The sequence below is a fragment of the Bradyrhizobium sp. 134 genome (genome assembly GCF_023074155.1).
Lineage (GTDB): Bacteria > Pseudomonadota > Alphaproteobacteria > Rhizobiales > Xanthobacteraceae > Bradyrhizobium.
The window spans coordinates 246164-262176 of record NZ_JADPKX010000006.1 but is presented as its reverse complement, the minus strand read 5'-3'; the positions used below and the strand labels follow the sequence as shown (position 1 = coordinate 262176).

15 protein-coding genes are annotated in these 16013 nt (G+C 64.5%); 6 read left to right on the top strand and 9 right to left on the bottom strand.

The genetic code is table 11. The features are described 5' to 3' along the window. Together IVA75_RS02055 and IVA75_RS02050 are read right to left on the bottom strand one after the other, a co-directional pair. Nucleotides 1-921: a branched-chain amino acid ABC transporter permease gene (locus IVA75_RS02055; protein WP_247287201.1), complete on the bottom strand. Its 921-nt coding sequence runs from the start codon at nucleotides 919-921 to the stop codon at nucleotides 1-3. A gap of 106 nt (nucleotides 922-1027) precedes the next feature. Then, nucleotides 1028-2272, bottom strand: coding sequence for an ABC transporter substrate-binding protein (locus IVA75_RS02050; RefSeq protein WP_247287202.1), 1245 nt, complete (start codon nucleotides 2270-2272; stop codon nucleotides 1028-1030). 185 nt (nucleotides 2273-2457) lie between these two features. Between IVA75_RS02050 and IVA75_RS02045 the strand changes: the two genes are divergently transcribed. Next, entirely contained in the window at nucleotides 2458-3291 is an 834-nt protein-coding gene (locus tag IVA75_RS02045; RefSeq protein WP_247287203.1) for a MurR/RpiR family transcriptional regulator, read from the top strand. 22 nt (nucleotides 3292-3313) lie between these two features. Next, the gene (locus IVA75_RS02040; protein WP_247287204.1) at nucleotides 3314-4138 is read left to right on the top strand and encodes an SDR family NAD(P)-dependent oxidoreductase; all 825 of its coding nucleotides are present in this window, start codon (nucleotides 3314-3316) and stop codon (nucleotides 4136-4138) included. A gap of 73 nt (nucleotides 4139-4211) precedes the next feature. Here the strand turns inward: IVA75_RS02040 and IVA75_RS02035 are convergent, their stop codons facing one another. Beyond that, on the bottom strand, nucleotides 4212-5285 hold the full coding sequence (locus tag IVA75_RS02035) for a DUF2778 domain-containing protein (protein ID WP_247287205.1): 1074 nt from the start codon (nucleotides 5283-5285) through the stop codon (nucleotides 4212-4214). Nucleotides 5286-5940: 655 nt separating this feature from the next. Here IVA75_RS02035 and IVA75_RS02030 point away from each other — a divergent pair. Both IVA75_RS02030 and IVA75_RS02025 read left to right on the top strand, forming a co-directional pair. Then, nucleotides 5941-6465: a FecR domain-containing protein gene (locus tag IVA75_RS02030; RefSeq protein ID WP_247287206.1), complete on the top strand. Its 525-nt coding sequence runs from the start codon at nucleotides 5941-5943 to the stop codon at nucleotides 6463-6465. Between the two features lie 76 nt (nucleotides 6466-6541). Beyond that, nucleotides 6542-8431: an adenylate/guanylate cyclase domain-containing protein gene (locus tag IVA75_RS02025; protein WP_247287207.1), complete on the top strand. Its 1890-nt coding sequence runs from the start codon at nucleotides 6542-6544 to the stop codon at nucleotides 8429-8431. A gap of 26 nt (nucleotides 8432-8457) precedes the next feature. Here IVA75_RS02025 and IVA75_RS02020 read toward each other — a convergent pair whose 3' ends face one another. From IVA75_RS02020 to IVA75_RS02005, 4 genes are all read right to left on the bottom strand, one after another. Continuing rightward, complete coding sequence (locus IVA75_RS02020) at nucleotides 8458-9960, bottom strand: glycosyltransferase family 39 protein (RefSeq protein WP_027567729.1); 1503 nt, start codon at nucleotides 9958-9960, stop codon at nucleotides 8458-8460. A 6-nt stretch (nucleotides 9961-9966) separates the two neighbouring features. Further along, entirely contained in the window at nucleotides 9967-11100 is a 1134-nt protein-coding gene (locus IVA75_RS02015; protein ID WP_027567728.1) for a glycosyltransferase family 2 protein, read from the bottom strand. A 290-nt stretch (nucleotides 11101-11390) separates the two neighbouring features. Next, complete coding sequence (locus tag IVA75_RS02010; RefSeq protein ID WP_027518781.1) at nucleotides 11391-11594, bottom strand: hypothetical protein; 204 nt, start codon at nucleotides 11592-11594, stop codon at nucleotides 11391-11393. Nucleotides 11595-11682: 88 nt separating this feature from the next. Further along, on the bottom strand, nucleotides 11683-12063 hold the full coding sequence (locus IVA75_RS02005) for a hypothetical protein (RefSeq protein WP_106944528.1): 381 nt from the start codon (nucleotides 12061-12063) through the stop codon (nucleotides 11683-11685). Between the two features lie 117 nt (nucleotides 12064-12180). Between IVA75_RS02005 and IVA75_RS02000 the strand changes: the two genes are divergently transcribed. Together IVA75_RS02000 and IVA75_RS01995 are read left to right on the top strand one after the other, a co-directional pair. After that, nucleotides 12181-13002, top strand: a complete 822-nt coding sequence (locus tag IVA75_RS02000) for a DUF72 domain-containing protein (protein WP_247287208.1) — start codon at nucleotides 12181-12183, stop codon at nucleotides 13000-13002. 22 nt (nucleotides 13003-13024) lie between these two features. Further along, a complete protein-coding gene (locus IVA75_RS01995) occupies nucleotides 13025-13486 on the top strand; it encodes a DUF488 domain-containing protein (protein ID WP_247287209.1) in 462 nt (153 codons plus the stop codon). Between the two features lie 33 nt (nucleotides 13487-13519). Here IVA75_RS01995 and IVA75_RS01990 read toward each other — a convergent pair whose 3' ends face one another. Both IVA75_RS01990 and IVA75_RS01985 read right to left on the bottom strand, forming a co-directional pair. Beyond that, complete coding sequence (locus IVA75_RS01990; protein WP_247287210.1) at nucleotides 13520-14434, bottom strand: PhzF family phenazine biosynthesis protein; 915 nt, start codon at nucleotides 14432-14434, stop codon at nucleotides 13520-13522. 250 nt (nucleotides 14435-14684) lie between these two features. Next, on the bottom strand, nucleotides 14685-15992 hold the full coding sequence (locus IVA75_RS01985; protein WP_247287212.1) for an adenylate/guanylate cyclase domain-containing protein: 1308 nt from the start codon (nucleotides 15990-15992) through the stop codon (nucleotides 14685-14687). Nucleotides 15993-16013 lie beyond the last annotated feature (21 nt).

Below are 16013 nucleotides of genomic sequence, written 5' to 3'. Positions count from 1 at the left end.
TTAGGCTTCGAGCACGCTCTTCTTGCCCCAGAGGCCACGCGCGCGGAACGTCACGACGGCAACGAGCAAGATGTACATCGACAACAGCGACCATTCGGACGCGTAGGCACCGGCGAGGCCGACACACAGTCCGACCAAAAGACCCGCCACGACCGCACCCCAAAAACTACCGACGCCCCCGAGCACGATCACCAGGAATGCAGGAATGACGGCATCGACGCCCATATGCGGGCGAATGCCCCAGATCGGCGCGACGATGATGCCCGCGATCGCGGCCAGCATCGTGCCAAACACGAACACCAGCAGCCGCAATCGTGACAGGTTGATACCGAGGGCGCGCACGATCTCACTGTCATGCGCGCCGGCCTTGACCGTCGCGCCGAAGGAGGTCTTTTCGATCAACAGCCAAACCAGGCCGATGACCCCGGCGGAGATGCCCGCTGCGTAGAAGCGATAGGTCGACCAGATCAGGTCGCCGAACAGGAAGCCGCCATTGATGGCGGACGGCACCTGCAGCACGTAGTCGCGCGTGCCCCAGACCAGGCGGATCATCTCCTCGATCACCATCGCGGCGCCGAAGGTCAAGAGGAGCCCGTACAGCGGATCCTTGCCGTAAGTGCGCCGCATGCAGAGCTCGATCAGCATGCCGACCAGACTCACGATCACGGGCGCGATGATCAACGTGGCGGCATAGCGCCAGCCGAGCGGCAGCGCGAGCCACGCTTTCGCAAGCTCCGTCGGCAATGGCGGGCGCGGCCCCGTGAGCTGCATCGCGACATAAGCCCCGAGCGCGAACAGGGAGCCGTGCGCGAGGTTGATCTGCTCCATCAGCCCAACGATGAGCATGAAGCCGAGTGCGATCAGCGCGAACAACAGGCCCAGCGTCAGGCCGTTGAGGAGATGCGGAAGAAGGTCGAACAAGGTTTTTGGCTCTCGCAACTGGCATGTGTCATCCGGAACGCTGACGGTCCCGGGCGAGCGGCGCGCGAGATGCGCGCCGCTCGTTCTGCGACGTGACGCGCCGTCTCTAGGAGTCGACGGTCGGCACCTGCTCGTAGGGCGTGAGCTTGCACTTGCCGGCCGCCGCGTCGTCGGCGGCGGATTTCGGCTCTGTCCAGCTGATGATCTCGAACAGATCGGTATTGTCGGCCGGCTTGGCGTTGCGTCGCGCCAGGTAGATCGTCTGCTGCATCTGGTGCGTCATCGGATCCATGTAGGCGTCGAAATGCTGCATGCGGTCGGTCGCCGAGACCTTCAGGTTCTCAAGCTCCTTGATGATCTTGACGTTGTTGGTCGACCCTGCCCGCTCGATCGCACGGAGCAGTTCGCGCGTGGACATGTAGCCGTTGTAGGAGACATTGCCCGGCACCGGGATCGGGCCGTCCTTGTTGGCGGCCTGCCACTTCTTGACGAATTCGGCGACGCCGGGCAGCGGCAGCTTGTGATACCAGGTCGTGCCGAACACGCCGAACAGGCTGTCGGGCGCACCCCACACGTCGGGCCAGTCCTGCTGGTTGTTGATCCAGGCCGGCTTGCCGTCGAGCTTTAGCTGCGCCACCTGCTCGCGCAATGCCTTGATGTCGTCGCCACCAACCGCGGTCGCCACAACATCGGGTTTTGCCTGCTGGATCTTCAGCAGATAGGCGGTGAAGTCGCGCGTGTTCTGCGGCACCAGCAGATTGTCGAGGATCTTGCCACCAGCGCTCTCGACCTGCGTTCTTGTCGCGGCAGACGTCGTGTGACCCCAGACATAGTCGTTGGTCAGCAGCATCCAGTTCTTGCCGATGGAGTCCACCGCGTTCTTGACCGACGCCTTGGAAAAATTGGTGCCGTTGCCGTCCCAGACGAATTTCACGCGTGAGCAATTCTCCCCGGCTTCGCTCGGCGCCGAGGAATTGGTGTTCATATAGATCACACCGTATTTGCTGGCGACCTGCGTGATGGCGTTGGCGACACCCGAATGCAGCGCGCCGATCAGGATGGTGCAGTCCTCGCGGGTGATGAAGCGTTCGGCGACGCGGCTGCCGGTGGCTGGCGTCGTCTCGGTGTCCGCGGTGATGAACGTGACCTGGCGCCCGAGTACGCCACCTTTGGCGTTGATCTCGTCGATCGCCATCTTGATGCCGCGGAAATCATCCTGGCCGCTGTTGCCGTATTGACCGCTGGCATCGCAGGTCAGGCCAAGCTTGATCGGTTTCGCGCCTTGCGCCCAGGCATGGTTCTCCCGCCACGGCCCAAAGAAGCTGCCGGTGCCGCCGATGACACTCGCCATCAAGCTGCCCTTCAGAACGCTTCGCCGTGAGATCTGACGCCCTCTCATCGTTGTCCTCCCGTTTTCGAAGTCTTTTGCTTTTTTGTGAGATTAGAATATTCATTCCATCTGCTATGTAAAGTGGAATATTTGATCCAAACGATGAAATGCCGTTAAACAGGCGACCGATCCGGAGATCCGACTCGATGAACAAGGCGGCTGGCGCCATGAGTTATGACGAACTGCGCGGCGCGATTGCGCAGCGGCACCGGGCGCTGTCCGGCCGGCTGCAGCAGATCGCGGAGTTCGTGCTCGATCACCCGACCGATGTCGCGCTCGGCACCGTGGCGGAGGTGGCGCAGCGCTCAGGGGTGCCGCCGTCGGCGATCGTTCGCTTCGCGCATGCGCTCGGGTTCGGCGGCTTCACCGAGATGCAGCAGGTGTTCCGCTCACGCCTCGTTGCCGGCGTCGCGCCAAGCTACAAGGCGCGCCTCGCCCGCATGAAGAGCCAGGAGAAGTCAGTGCTCGGCCGCCAGCCGGCCGCGGTATTGTCGCGCTTCGTGTCCGAAGCGCAATCATCGCTGGTCGCGCTCAGCCAATCCGTCCATGCGCGCGAACTCGACGCCGCAACCGCGATCCTTGCCAAGGCACGTGACATCTATCTGCTCGGCCTGGGCGGCTCGTTCCCGGTTGCGATCCACCTCGCCTACGTGCTGCGCAAGCTCGGACGGCGCGTCGTCCTGCTCGACGGTCTTGGCGGCAGCATCCACGAGCAGTCGCACGCGGCGACATCAGACGACGCGCTGGTCGCGATCAGCTTCCGAAATTACTATCCGGATACGGCGCGGTTGTTTCCTGAACTCGTCGCGCGGGGCGTGCCCACGATTTCCATCACCGACAGCCTTTTGAGCCCGATCGTTGAGGGCGCAAGCGTCGTGTTCGAGATCCAGGATATGCCTGAGCCTGCGCTGCGTACGCTTGTCGCACCGATGTGCCTCGTGCAGGCGTTGGCGATCGGCCTCGACCTCGCAGCAGACTGACATTCACAACAGGAACAAGATCATGACATCGCATGACACCAACAAGCTTCTGGCAGGCAAAGTTGCGCTGGTGACCGGCGCGGGACGCGGGCTCGGCCGCGCTTTTGCAGAGAAGCTTGCCGCGCTTGGCGCTGACGTCGCCATCCACGGCATGCGTGAGAACGGGCCGGCCGAGTATGGCGAGGGCACCACCCTCACCGCGGTCGCCGTCGAGATCGGCCGCGAATTCGGCGTCCGCAGCCAGCGCGTGCTCGGCGATCTCACCAAGGGCGAGGACATCGCACGCGTCATCGCGGAGACCGAAACGGCACTCGGCCCGATCGACATTCTCGTGCACAATGCCGGCGGCGATATCGCGGCCGGCGGCGGCAAGCCCGATCCGAACGATGCGGTGAATATCAAGGAGGCCGATGTGCGCGCGGTGCTGGAGCGCAATCTGCTCTCCACCATCCTGACATGCCAGGCGGTCGCGCGCGGCATGATGGAGCGCCGGCGCGGCCGCATCGTCACGCTTGGCTCCGTCGCCGCTTTCAAGGGACGTACCCAGGGCTCGATCTATGCGGTCTCGAAGGCCGGCGTGACCCACTACACGCGATGCCTGGCCGACCAGCTCCGCCCCTACGACATCGCCGTCAACTGCATCGCGCCCGGCGATACCCGCACCGGCCGCTTCCTCGGAACGCGCGCAGTCGACCCCGACAGAATGGTCGAGACCGGCACGCTCGACCGGATCGCTACCGTCGACGAGGTCGCGCGCGTTGTCGAATTCTTCGCAGGGCCCATGGGCGCCTTCGTTTCCGGTCAGGTGCTGCGGATCGACGGCGGCGGGCAGTGCTGGCCGGGCTAAAACGCCCTCGCGAAGCGAAACAGAAAAGGGCCGCTGCAAGCGGCCCTTTTGCGTGATCTCGAATTGACTGAGCCTAGTCCACGCGCGCCAGCACCGCGAGCTTGCGGATGCCCTTGTTGCGGTAGGCGTCGAGGAACGCGTAATAATCCTTGAACGACACGCAGCCGTTGGAATCGCCGTTGGGCCCGAGCATGAAGGTGTGCGCGAGCAGGCCGTCGCGGCCGTAGATCGCACTCTCACCGCCAATCGGGGTCAGGCGCAGCGCAGGCACGCCGTGAAACAGTGCCTCGCGCGGCTTCAGCGTGTAGATGTGCGGCGGCGTCACGCCGCGCATGCGGACGCGCGAGGAGCGCGGGTCGTCAAGGTTGGAGCCGAGGCCGGAATGCGCCTCGAGCTTGGTGCCGTCGGGCAAGTAAACCGTTTTAGCGGAGATGTCGTAGACCGCGGTGTCACGCTCATAGGGCGCCGAACCGCCGAGCATGGGGTTCTGCTCCCTCGGCGCGATCGACGCGGTCACGCTGGCGTCGGCCGAGGCATAGGCGAGCAGCCCACCGGACGGCTCGCGCTTGCCCCAGAGCTTTTCCACCATCGACTGGCGCGGTCCGGTAATCGACATCACCGCAGCCTTGGCGCGATCGGCAATCGATTTTGGCTTCGCCTCAGGCGCCGGCACGATCTCGGCCGGATCTGCCGAGGCAAGCTGCACCGGCGCGTCAGTGCCGCGCTTGGACTTCGCAGGGTCAGCGATCTTGGCCGGACCCGGCTTCAGGACTTCCGCGACCCTCGCGATCACGCTCGGCTTCGGCGCGTCCTTGGCTTCGGCGACCTTGGTTGCGGGCGCGGCGCTGGCCGCATTCGATGTCACGCCTTGGGTCGCAGCCGCGGCAAAGCGATCGTTGAACATTTCGCGCGAGATCGGCGCTGCCACCTGCAAGCGGTCGGGCAAGAGCGCAAAGGCGTCCTTGACGGCCTCCCCGGCCTCGCGCAGCGCGACCCTGGGCGCCCGCTTGATCACGGGCTCGTCGTAGCCGCTGCTGCCGACGGTCGGATAGACGCTGGCGGCAAAGATGTTGCTGTAGATGGTCCAGCCGGCGCCAAGCACGACGCAGCCGATCACGGCGGCGCCTAGCACGTTTTGCGTGGTCATTTTCCGGGAAGGCTTCCGATAAGAAGTGCTCGAGAATCCTTTGGACTTTCGTGCCGCGATGCCTTGCGCAGCGATACTCGTACTCATTCGCCTTGCGTCCAGAACGGTGTCACTCAGTCCCCCTTCGAAGCGCCGCTGGTCACGATCCGGGAACAGCATCTCGCAGAGGGTCGGAGCGTCATTAAGGCCACTTTTAGTTAAATGCGGATTAAGTTCGGGCGGATGTGGGGCAACCCGTTCGGGTGTCCCATTTCGAGAAAAAAGGCCGCAGAATTACGGACTTAAGCGCGTCTGTTAACTATGATTCTCGGCGGGATTTAGCGCTGCCGGCAACCGTCTCCGGCCGCATCTCTAACGCCATCCAACCAAGTCGTTTTCGTGGTCTTCAATACCCGGAAGATAACGGGGAAACGTTGCGCGAGGCTGGTGCGCACAGCCCCCTCTCGTCCGTAGCCGCAGCGCGGTTATCAGCAGCCACCTCACAGACCGCGCGCGCGAGCCGGTGCCCTGACCGAAAGTTGATCGCACCGCACTGGAAAAGGCCGCGGCGACAAAATAGCTACGGCAACCGGCACTTTTCAGCAGCCTCTGCGTGTGATACGGTACCGTATCAAGATCGCCTTGAACTGTGCCGAGCACGCAAACGGAGGCTGGCATGAGAGAGTTCGTGCGCGCAGGGTTTTTCGCTCTGGCGGGGTCGTTTCTGTTGATCGGACATGCGATTGCCCAGCCTGCCGCCAATGTAGGCTGCACGGCGGCGCCGTCTGCTGCCGGTACGCAGACCTGGCGCTGCGACAACGGCATCACGATCGTTGCCGAAAGCGGTGCCAGATTTGAACTTAAGGACGCTAACCGCGACGGACATATAGACTCCGTGGAGTTGAGCAGCAAAGCGCTGCTGGTCGAGGTGCCCAAGAAGCCCGGCGGCAATCCCTTCAAGGTCCTGACGCCGCAGGCGATCGCCGCGGTGCGCGGCACGAAATGGGCGGTCGATGTCGCGGAGGCCAAGACGTCCGTCTTCGTGGCTGACGGCCGTGTCGGCGTGAGCCGCAGGAGCGGCGGGCGCGGCGTGGTATTGGGCCGCGGCCAAGGCGCCGACGTGGAAGCGACAGGCCCGTTGACGGTCAAGACATGGGGCCAGCCGCGCGTCGACGCATTGATGGCAAGACTTGGTCAATAGGGCCAGGCCAATAAGTTCGAGTCAGCTGGGCTCGGCAAACAGCATTTGGACGATAGAGAAATTGCAACACGACCACATGAGTAGCCGACGCGTTCAGATCCTGGTGGCACTTGTCCTCACCGCACTGTGGGGCGCGGGCATCTATGCCGGGCACGCCAACGGTCATCTGCGCTTTCTCGATCGCCTCGAGGCGACGCTGACCGACTGGCGGACGCAGGTCCGTGGCGTGCGGGTTCCGCCCGATCTCATCACCATCGTCGCGATCGACGACACCGTCGTGAAGCGCGGCGGCAGCTACCCGCTGCCGCGCGCCGATCTCGCCCGCGTCGTCGACACCATCGTGCAGTTCAAGCCGAAGGTCGTCGCGATCGACCTGCTGCTGGTCGACCGCAGCGCTGCGATCGGCGACGCCACGCTGGCAAATACGCTGGCTACGGGTCCCATCGTTCTTGCCGCCGCGGCGATCTTCCCGTCCGCCAGCGAGACCGTGGAGACCAGCGGCCAAGGCCCCCTCGCCGCCCTGCCGCAGGCCGAGCGCTTCCTGCTGCCCTTGCCGGCGTTCGCCGATCATGCCGAGGTCGGCGTCGTCAATGTTGCGACCGGCCAGTCTGGCTCACCGCTCTCGGTCCCGATGCTGTTCCGGACCAGCGACAAGGTCGAGTTGTCCTTTCCGTTGCGGGTCGCGGCGCGCGCGCTCGACAAGTCGCTGACGATCGCGCCGGACCATCTGATGCTCGGCGACCGCGCGGTGCCGACCGATACCGACTTCGCGCTGCCGATCACGTATTACGGCCCGCGCCGGACCATCCGCACCGTCAGCGCACAGAGCATCTTCGACGGCACGTTAAGTCGCGCGGCGATCGAGAACCGGATCGTCGTGATCGGGGCCTCGGTCGCCGGCGGCGGTGATTTTTACCCAACACCGTTCGATTCCCTGATGCCCGGCGTCGAAGTGGTCTCCACCGCGATCACCCATCTCGTCGCCGGCGACAGCATCGTGCGCGACCGCAAGGTCCACATCGCCGACGCGCTCATCGCGATCCTGTTGCCGATGCTGCTGGTAGGTCTGCTCGCCTGGCGGCGCAGCGCGCTTGGCATCGTTGCCGCGGCCGCGGTGATGATCGCCTGGGCCAGCTTCAATTTGTTCGCGTTCACACATGGCGTCTGGCTGAACGCCGCGACCGCGCTCGCCGCAGCAGTGCCGCCGGTTGCGATCTTTGCCGGCGTGCAATTGTGGGCGGGAGGCCGCCGCACGCAATATTTCGCCGCCAAGAGCCGGTCGCTCGCGCAATTCCAGGCGCCGGCCGTGCAGGAGTGGCTGGCGCGCGATCCGAATTTCCTGTCGACACCCGTCCGGCAGGACGCAGCAATGGTCTTCATCGATCTCTCCGGCTTCACGGCGCTGAGCGAGCGGATCGATCCGGGCGAACTCCAGGACATTCTGAAGGCGTTTCACGCGCTGATCGAGAAGACCGCCGTCGATTGCGGTGGCATGATCAGCGGCTTTCTCGGCGACGGCGCCATGATCCTGTTCGGCCTGCCCGGCGCAATGCCCGACGACGCCGCACGCGCACTGAAATGCGCGATCGACTTGCATCGCGGCGTCGAACGCTGGATCGCGTCACTGCCGTCTGCGATCGGGCACCAGCTCGGCTTCAAGATCGGCGCGCATTTCGGCCCGATCGTCGCCTCGCGCCTCGGCGAGAGCCATCAGCACATCACGGCGACGGGCGACACCGTCAACGTCGCGAGCCGGTTGATGGAGGTTGCCGCCCAGAACGGCGCGCGGCTCGCGCTCAGCGATACGCTGCTGGATGCGGCCGACTTCCAGGGCGCTCCCGACGGCGTATTGTCGGGCCCCCTGCTCACGCAGGTCCGCGGCCGCTCCGGCGTCGTGACCGTCTGGTTCTGGCGCGACCAGGACAGGCCGAACCAGGCCGCGACCAAGGCCGAGATGATCGACTGAACCTTCGCCATCGTCCCGACGAAGAGCTACCGCGCTTCCGGCGGCGGCGAGCGATCCAGCACGTCGCCCTTGGCGCCTTCGAGCAGATCGATGCTGTAAGTCTCGATAACGAGCGGGCCGCGCTTGCGCTGCAATTGCGCGACCTGCGTCACCTTGGCAAAGAGGTCGTGGACCGCCGGGTGGCCGTCAGCTCGCAGCTCGTCGACATAGATCAGCTTGCCCGCAAGCAGCTTTGGATCCGGCTCGGGCATGTTGGCCCAGCGGATGCGCTGGTTCTGCTGCGCCACGCAGCTGCCGCGCGGCAGATAGAAGGCGAGCCAGCCCGTCGTGCCGTAGTCCGGGGCAAGTACGCAGGTCGCACCATTGCGGGCGCGCACCGCTTCGATTTCGGCAGCGAGCTCGCGCCAGCCGACGCCGACGCTGCGCACGGTCGCATCGCGGCGATAGCCGGACAGCCAGCCGGTATTGGCCTGCACGATCAACGCGGCAAACATCACGATGCCGGTGGGTGCGGCCCAGCGCAGGCAAAAATCCACCAAGCGGCGCTGGCGCGGCTTCCACTGCACGAGATTGGCGGCGGCCGCCGCCGCGATGACGAAAGGCGGATAGACCGGCGCGAACCAGTTGGCCTCGACGCGGGCATGCAGCGAATGCCAGACGAAATAGGCGACGATGGTCCAGAACATCGTCTCGATCAGCACGCGCGAGGCCAGCGCGCCGGCCCGGCGCCAGGTCAGCGCGTGCAGCCCCATCGCGCCGAGGATGAACACCAGCGGGGTTGCGAACGCGATCTGGGTCGGGATCAGCTCGGCAATGAAGACCGGACGAAAATCCTCGATCCTGGCGCGCCCGAGCTGCTTTGCGAACGAGACCCATTGATGATCGGCATTCCAGAGGATCACCGGCGAGAACAGCGCGAGCGCAACGAAACCGCCGAGATACGGCCAGGGCGAGAGAAACCAGTGCCGCAGTTTCGGCACGGCCGCGATCCAGATCAGGATCGCCAGCCCAAAGAACATCGCGGTGTATTTCGACAGGAGCGCCGCGCCGACGGCTGCGCCGACCGCGAGCCACCAGACGCCGCGGCCGCTCTCCAGCACTTTGGCGAGAAAGAACAGCACGAAGCTGGAGGCAACCAGAAGTGGCGCATCGGGCGTGACGATCAGCGTGCCGACCGAGGCCAGCAGCGTCACGTTGAGCAGGATGGCGCTGGTCGCCGCCACCCGCGCGCCGCCGAACAGGATCGCGGCGGAGCGATAGATCGCGTAGCTCATCGGCAGCGCGAGCAGGATCGAGACCAGGCGGACGCCGAGTTCGGTGTCGCCGGCGATCAGGGTGCCGGCGCGGATGACGTAGGCAACCATCGGCGGGTGGTCGTAGTACCCCCCGGCGAGGTTCTTCGACCACATCCAGTAGTAGGCTTCGTCGAAGGTGATCGGCGTGAACGCGGCTGCGACGAGCCGCATGCCGACCAGCGCAAGGATCACCAGCGCCGTATTGCGGACGATCCGCGCGTCAGCCCCGCCCATCGTGAGCTATTTCTTGCGCCAGACGAACAGTCCGGACATCGCGTAGTTCCACACCACGCCCATCAGCGCCCCGGCCGCACCCGCAAGCCACCAGATCGGCTCCTGGTCGTAGACCGAGAAGGCGACGCCGACATTGGCGAGCAGGCCGACGCTGCACACGATGTAGAACGCGATCAGGCCGCGCAGCAGCGCAAAGCCCTTCAACCGCTGGTCGCGATAGGTAAGGAAATTGTTGAGGACGAAATTGCTGGTCATCGCGACGATGGCGCCGGAGGCCTGCGCTTCCGCGAACGGCTCCTTGAATAGTTCGAGCGATATGAACAGGGTCGTGAGATGCACCACGAGGCCGATCCCGCCGACCATCGCGAACAGCAGGAAGCGCAACGAGACAGCGTCGTTGGTGAACTTTGCCAGCACCAGGCCGAGAAAATCCAGCGCGACCATAGAATCGAGCTTGCTTTCGCCGTGCTGGCGCTCACCGAACGTGTAGGGAATTTCGATGGCGCGCAAGCTGCCGTTCGCGCTCGCGACGAGGTCGAGCAGGATCTTGAAGCCGTGCACGGAAAGTTTCGGCGCCAGCTGCTCGAAACGGTCGCGGCGAACCATGAAGAAGCCGCTCATGGGATCGGCGATCTCGACCCGCAGCGCTTTCCTGGCGAGTTCCGTTGCCAGCGCGCTGGCGCCGGCGCGCTGCTTGTTGAAGCCTTCGCTCTTGTAGCCCTCGATGTAGCGGCTGCCGACCACGAGCTCGGCCTGCCCGCTCGCGAGCAGCGACAGCATCTTCGGCAGTTGCGTCTCGTCGTGCTGAAGATCGGCGTCGATCACGGCCGCATAGGGCGCGCTGCAGGCCAGGATGCCCTCGATGCAGGCCCCCGACAGGCCGCGGCGGCCGATGCGGCGGACACAGCGCACGCGGCTGTCGCGCTGGGCCAGCGCGCGCACGACGTCCCAAGTGCCATCAGGCGAATTGTCGTCGACGAACACGACTTCCCAGGCGATGCCGGCCAGCGCGGCCTCCAGCCGCCGGTAAAGCACCGCGACATTGTCGCGTTCGTTGAAGGTCGGGACGACGACCGACAATTCCGGCGCCGGCGAAGCCGCCTTTTGGGTGTCGGAGCCCGGTCTGATCGCTTCATTCATGACGGCAGCGTATATCCGCCGCGTCCCGTGCTGCCAAGAACTTGTGCTGCCAAGAACTTGTGCTGCCAAGAACTTGCGCTCGCAAGCCGGGGTTTCTCTGGGGAGCGGCCCAAAAGGGGCCCAAAAATGCCAACGACCCCGGAACGGCGGGCCGCGCGTACATCCGGCGCAGCCTGTGCTATTCCAAGGTCGTTCCAGCGCCGGAGTTTTTCGCTCAACGTCGCCGTTATAAGTTAAATGGGAACGGCAACGCCGCTTTACAAGGGGCGAAAGAGGCCCTTTTCACGCCCTTATTGGTTCGGGACTTCCTTGATCACCGGCCCTCGCGGCACGGGCGCGGCAGGGGCCGCCGGCGCCGTAACGGCGGCCGGGTCGACTTTCGCGGGCCTGGGCGGCTTGCCGTATTGGCCGATCGGCCCGAAGACGACGGCCACCGCAAGCACGATCGCCGCGACGATCGCGCCCAAAATGCCCCCCACCGACTCAGACGACATGGAAACTCATCCCTGTTCCAGATGCGCTCAATAATACCATGGATGAGAGCGCCGCCGGAAGGGCTTGCCGGAGGCACCGGTCCATGGGCTATTTCTGCGGCGGCTTGTGCTTGACGAAGGCCGTCACGATGTCCTTTTGCGCCGCCTCCACCGCCCTGTTCGCGGTCGCGAGATGCGCGCCGGCATCAATATCGGGATATTGCGTGGTGAGATAATCGAGCAGTGCCACCCGGTAGTATTGTCGCTCCGACGGACAGGCTCCGGCGACGGAGCGGCCAAAATCCTGTTCCGACAGGCCCTGATTGCCGTCGCGCGAATATTCCCGCGCCAGGCAATGCCAATAATCGTCGCGGCCCTGCATGGCGAGCTTCTGCGCACCCTTGGCATCGTCATCGTCGGCCATAACTGAAGATATCATGGCAGCAGATGTCATCATAACGAGCGCCGCTCCCACCATCAGCATCCGCATCTTGTTCTCCTTTTTTCGCAGATCCCGTCGCGAGCTTAGACGGGACGTCGCAACTGGCCAATCACAACTCGTTTGATTAGGATGGAGGCCCCTCCTCCCGTCATCCGAGATCCTCCCGTGGCCAAAGCAAAAACCGCGTCTAAAAAATCAGGCAACATCTTTATCGGCATCGGCGGCTGGACCTTCGAGCCTTGGCGCGGCGTGTTCTATCCGGAGAAGCTGACGCAAGCCAAGGAGCTGTCCTACGCCGCCTCGAAACTGACCTCGATCGAGATCAACGGCACCTATTACGGCTCGCAGAAACCGGAGAGCTTTCGCAAATGGGCGAGCGAGGTGCCTGATGGTTTCGTGTTCTCGGTCAAGGGGCCGCGCTTCGCCACCAACCGGCGCGTGCTGGCCGAGGCTGGGGATTCCATCAAGCGTTTCTATGATTCCGGCGTGCTGGAACTCGGCGATCATCTTGGGCCGGTGCTGTGGCAGTTCGCGCCGACCAAAAAATTCGACGGCGCCGATTTCGGCAAATTCCTCGAGCTGTTGCCGCGCAAGCTCGACGGACGCGCCCTGCGCCACGTCGTCGAGGTCCGTCACGACAGTTTCTGCGCGCCGGACTTCGTCGCGCTGATCCGCGAATTCGAGACGCCCGTCGTCTTCGCCGAGCACGGCAAATATCCCGCGATCGCCGACGTCGCCGGCGATTTCGTCTATGCCCGGCTGCAGAAGGGCAATGACGAGATCAAGACATGCTATCCGCCGAAGCAGCTCGATGCCTGGGCCAAGCGCTTTCAGCACTGGGCCGAGGGAAGTGAACCCGACGACCTGCCGAAGGTCGACAAGGCCAAGCCGAAGAAGGAGCCGCGCGACGTGTTCGCCTATGTCATCCACGAGGGCAAGGTGCGCGCGCCGGCCGGCGCCATGGAGCTGATCGCGCGGGTGAGCTGACGTGTTTCGCTAAAGGTGTCTCATGGCAAAGGCAAAAAAGCTCTTCACCATCGGCTATGAGCAGACGCCGCCCAAGGCAGTGCTCGACGAGCTGGAGCAATCCGGCGTCAAGCTCGTCGTCGACGTGCGCGCGGTGACGTCATCGCGCCGGCCCGGCTTTTCTAAGAAGCAGCTCGCCGCAGGGCTCGACGAACGCGGCATCGCCTATGTCCACCTCGCCGCGCTCGGCACGCCCAAGGAAGGTCGCCTCGCCGCCCGCAGCGGGCAATACCATGTGCTGGAGAAGGTTTTCTCAAAGCACCTGAAGACGCCGGAGGCTCGGGAGCAGATGGACGAGCTCTCGGCGCTGGTGAAGAAAGCAGGTCCGGTCTGTCTGCTTTGCTACGAGCGCGATCACACCCACTGCCACCGCCAGATGATCGCTGAGATCATCGAAGAGCGCGATGGGGTAACGGTGAAGAATTTGGCGGGACGGCAAGCCTGAACGACTCTCTCCGTCATGGCCGGGAACAGAGAGTTACCCTTCTCCCGCCAGCCTAAACGTCCCTTCCATCATCTGCACGCATTGCCCGCCGACATGAGCGGAGACGATCTTGCCGTCCTGCTTGCGCACGCGCGTCAGCAAGAGGCTCGGCCGCCCCATGTCAAAACCCTGGCCGACCGTGAGCTTCAACTCGCCCTCGCGGACAGGATCGAGATCGGCGAACAGCGCGGCGGCCGCGACCGTTGCGCTGCCGGTGGCGGGGTCCTCGGCGAGGCCGCCGGCGCCGCGCATGAACATCCGCGCCTGCCGCTCGCAAGGCGCCTCCGCCGCGGGCACATCGCGCGTATAGAACCACGCCGCGAACGCGCCGTCGCACGGAAATACCTTGCCGAAGGCCGCCGCGTCGGACCCCGCCCGTTTGAGCGCATCGCGCGAGTGCACCTCAATCACCAGAAACGGCGTTCCAACGCTGACGACCTGTGGAGCGTGACGGTCGACCCTAATGTCGTCTGCACTGAGCGAGATGCAGCTCGCGGCATCGGCGACCGACAATTGCGACAGGCGCGCCAAAGGCTGGGGCGCGGTGAGCTCGGTGCTGATCACGCGGCCCTGCTCCCGCACAATATCGACCGGCACCAGCCCCGCCTTCTCCTCGAACCGCAGGCGCGGCTTCGACTCCTTCGCGATCGTCGCAAGCACGAAGGCGGTGCCGACATTGGGATGGCCAGCGAAAGGAAGCTCCCTGACAGGCGTGAAGATGCGCACCTCGGCATCATTCGCCTTGTCACGCGGCGGCAACACGAAGGTCGTCTCGGAATAGTTGAACTCGGTCGCGATCGCCTGCATTTGCGTGGTCGACAACCCGCCGGCATCGAGCACCACGGCGAGCTGGTTGCCGCCGAAGGCGCGGTCGGTGAACACGTCGACGGTGATGTAGCGGCGCTGCATCTTCATTTCCCTTACGCAATCGCAGCCGCAATCGGCCGCGTCGCCGGCACTCTACAAGCCGGCGACATCGTCCGTCATTCCCCAAAATTGAGTGCAATCGGAGCAATCGCGGTGACGCGTTGGAGGCCGAGAAGCGGCTTCCACAATGCAAGACCCAAAAGCTAGCAGAGATATTTCACCACGCGCCTTCAACGAACCCGACCCGCTTCAGCGAAGCGCGACTCACATTTGAAAGCGCAGGAAGCGGCCCTCACCCCAGTTGAAACACCGCCACCTTCTGTTCGTAACCGCGCACCTCGACCTCCCCAAGCGAGACCGCATCGTCGCAGTCCTTGCCAAGCGCCTCGCGAACGGCCGCCGAGATCAAGAGCTGCGAGCCGAACTCCTTGTTCAGCGCCTCCAGCCGTGAGGCGAAGTTCACGGTGTCTCCGATGACGGTGTATTCCTTGCGCCGGGGCGAGCCGATATTGCCGGCGACGACCTCGCCGAAATGGATACCGATGCCGATCTTGAGCGGCCAGCTCGTCTGCGCGTTGATGCGCTCCATCGCGGTTAGCATCTCGCGGCCCGCGGCGACCGCGCGGTGCGCGGCGTCGGAAGTCTCCAGCGGCGCACCGAACAGGGCGAGAAAGCCGTCGCCCAAAAACTTGTTCACGATGCCACCCTCGCGGTCGAGAATGTCGACCAGAACGGCGAAGGCGCCGTCGAGCCGGTCGACCACCTCCTGCGGGGTTCGCGACTGCGCGCCCGCGGTGAAGCCGCGAAAATCGACGAACATCACGGCAACGCGGCGGAGGTCGCCGGCGGCGCTCGTCCCCGCCGCCATCAGCCGCTCCACCACCTGCGGCGAAACGTGCTGGCCGAACAGGTTGGTCACCCGGTCGCGCGCGGTCGCTGCGGCAATGCTCGCGGCGAACTGGCGGCGGAGCTGCGCACCGACCGCGCCTGCAAGCACGCCGCAGATCAGGATGATGGTGCTTCGTACCGCGTGGAAATAGATCTGCGGCTCGCCGCTCCCGCTGGCGGGATCGAAGATCAGCGCCACCGTGAGCAACTCACCCGCAGCGACGAAGCCGGTGAAGGTGGACAGCCAGAAGTCCAGCCGCAGGGTCGAAAGGATGACGAAAATGAAATAGATCAGCGGCACGACGAAGCCGAGCGCCTGGCTCGCGCCCATGCTGCGAATCTGCAGGATCAGGATGACGGTCGGCAGCGAGGTCTCGATCAGCGCACCGATATAGCGCCGGATCACCGGCAGATCGCGGTCGAGCTTGAGGTTTCGCCTGATCTGGCTGTGGACCCAGACCTCGAACAGGATGAAGCCGGTCAGGAGACCATAGACCTCGGCAAGCCCCTCGGTGCCCCGCCAGACCCGCTGCACCACGGAGGAATCGACAAGATAGATCGCAGTGAGAAACACGACGATGACGCAGCCCGTCGTGATCAGCGCCCTCACCCGCACGAGCTCGGTGCGCAGCACTTCGCGCGTCAGCTCGCGCTCGAAGTCTTCGGAGACCACGGCATGCTGCCGGGCCTTCCTGCTCGCAAAACTGACCATTCCGCCCCCTTGATTCCGGGG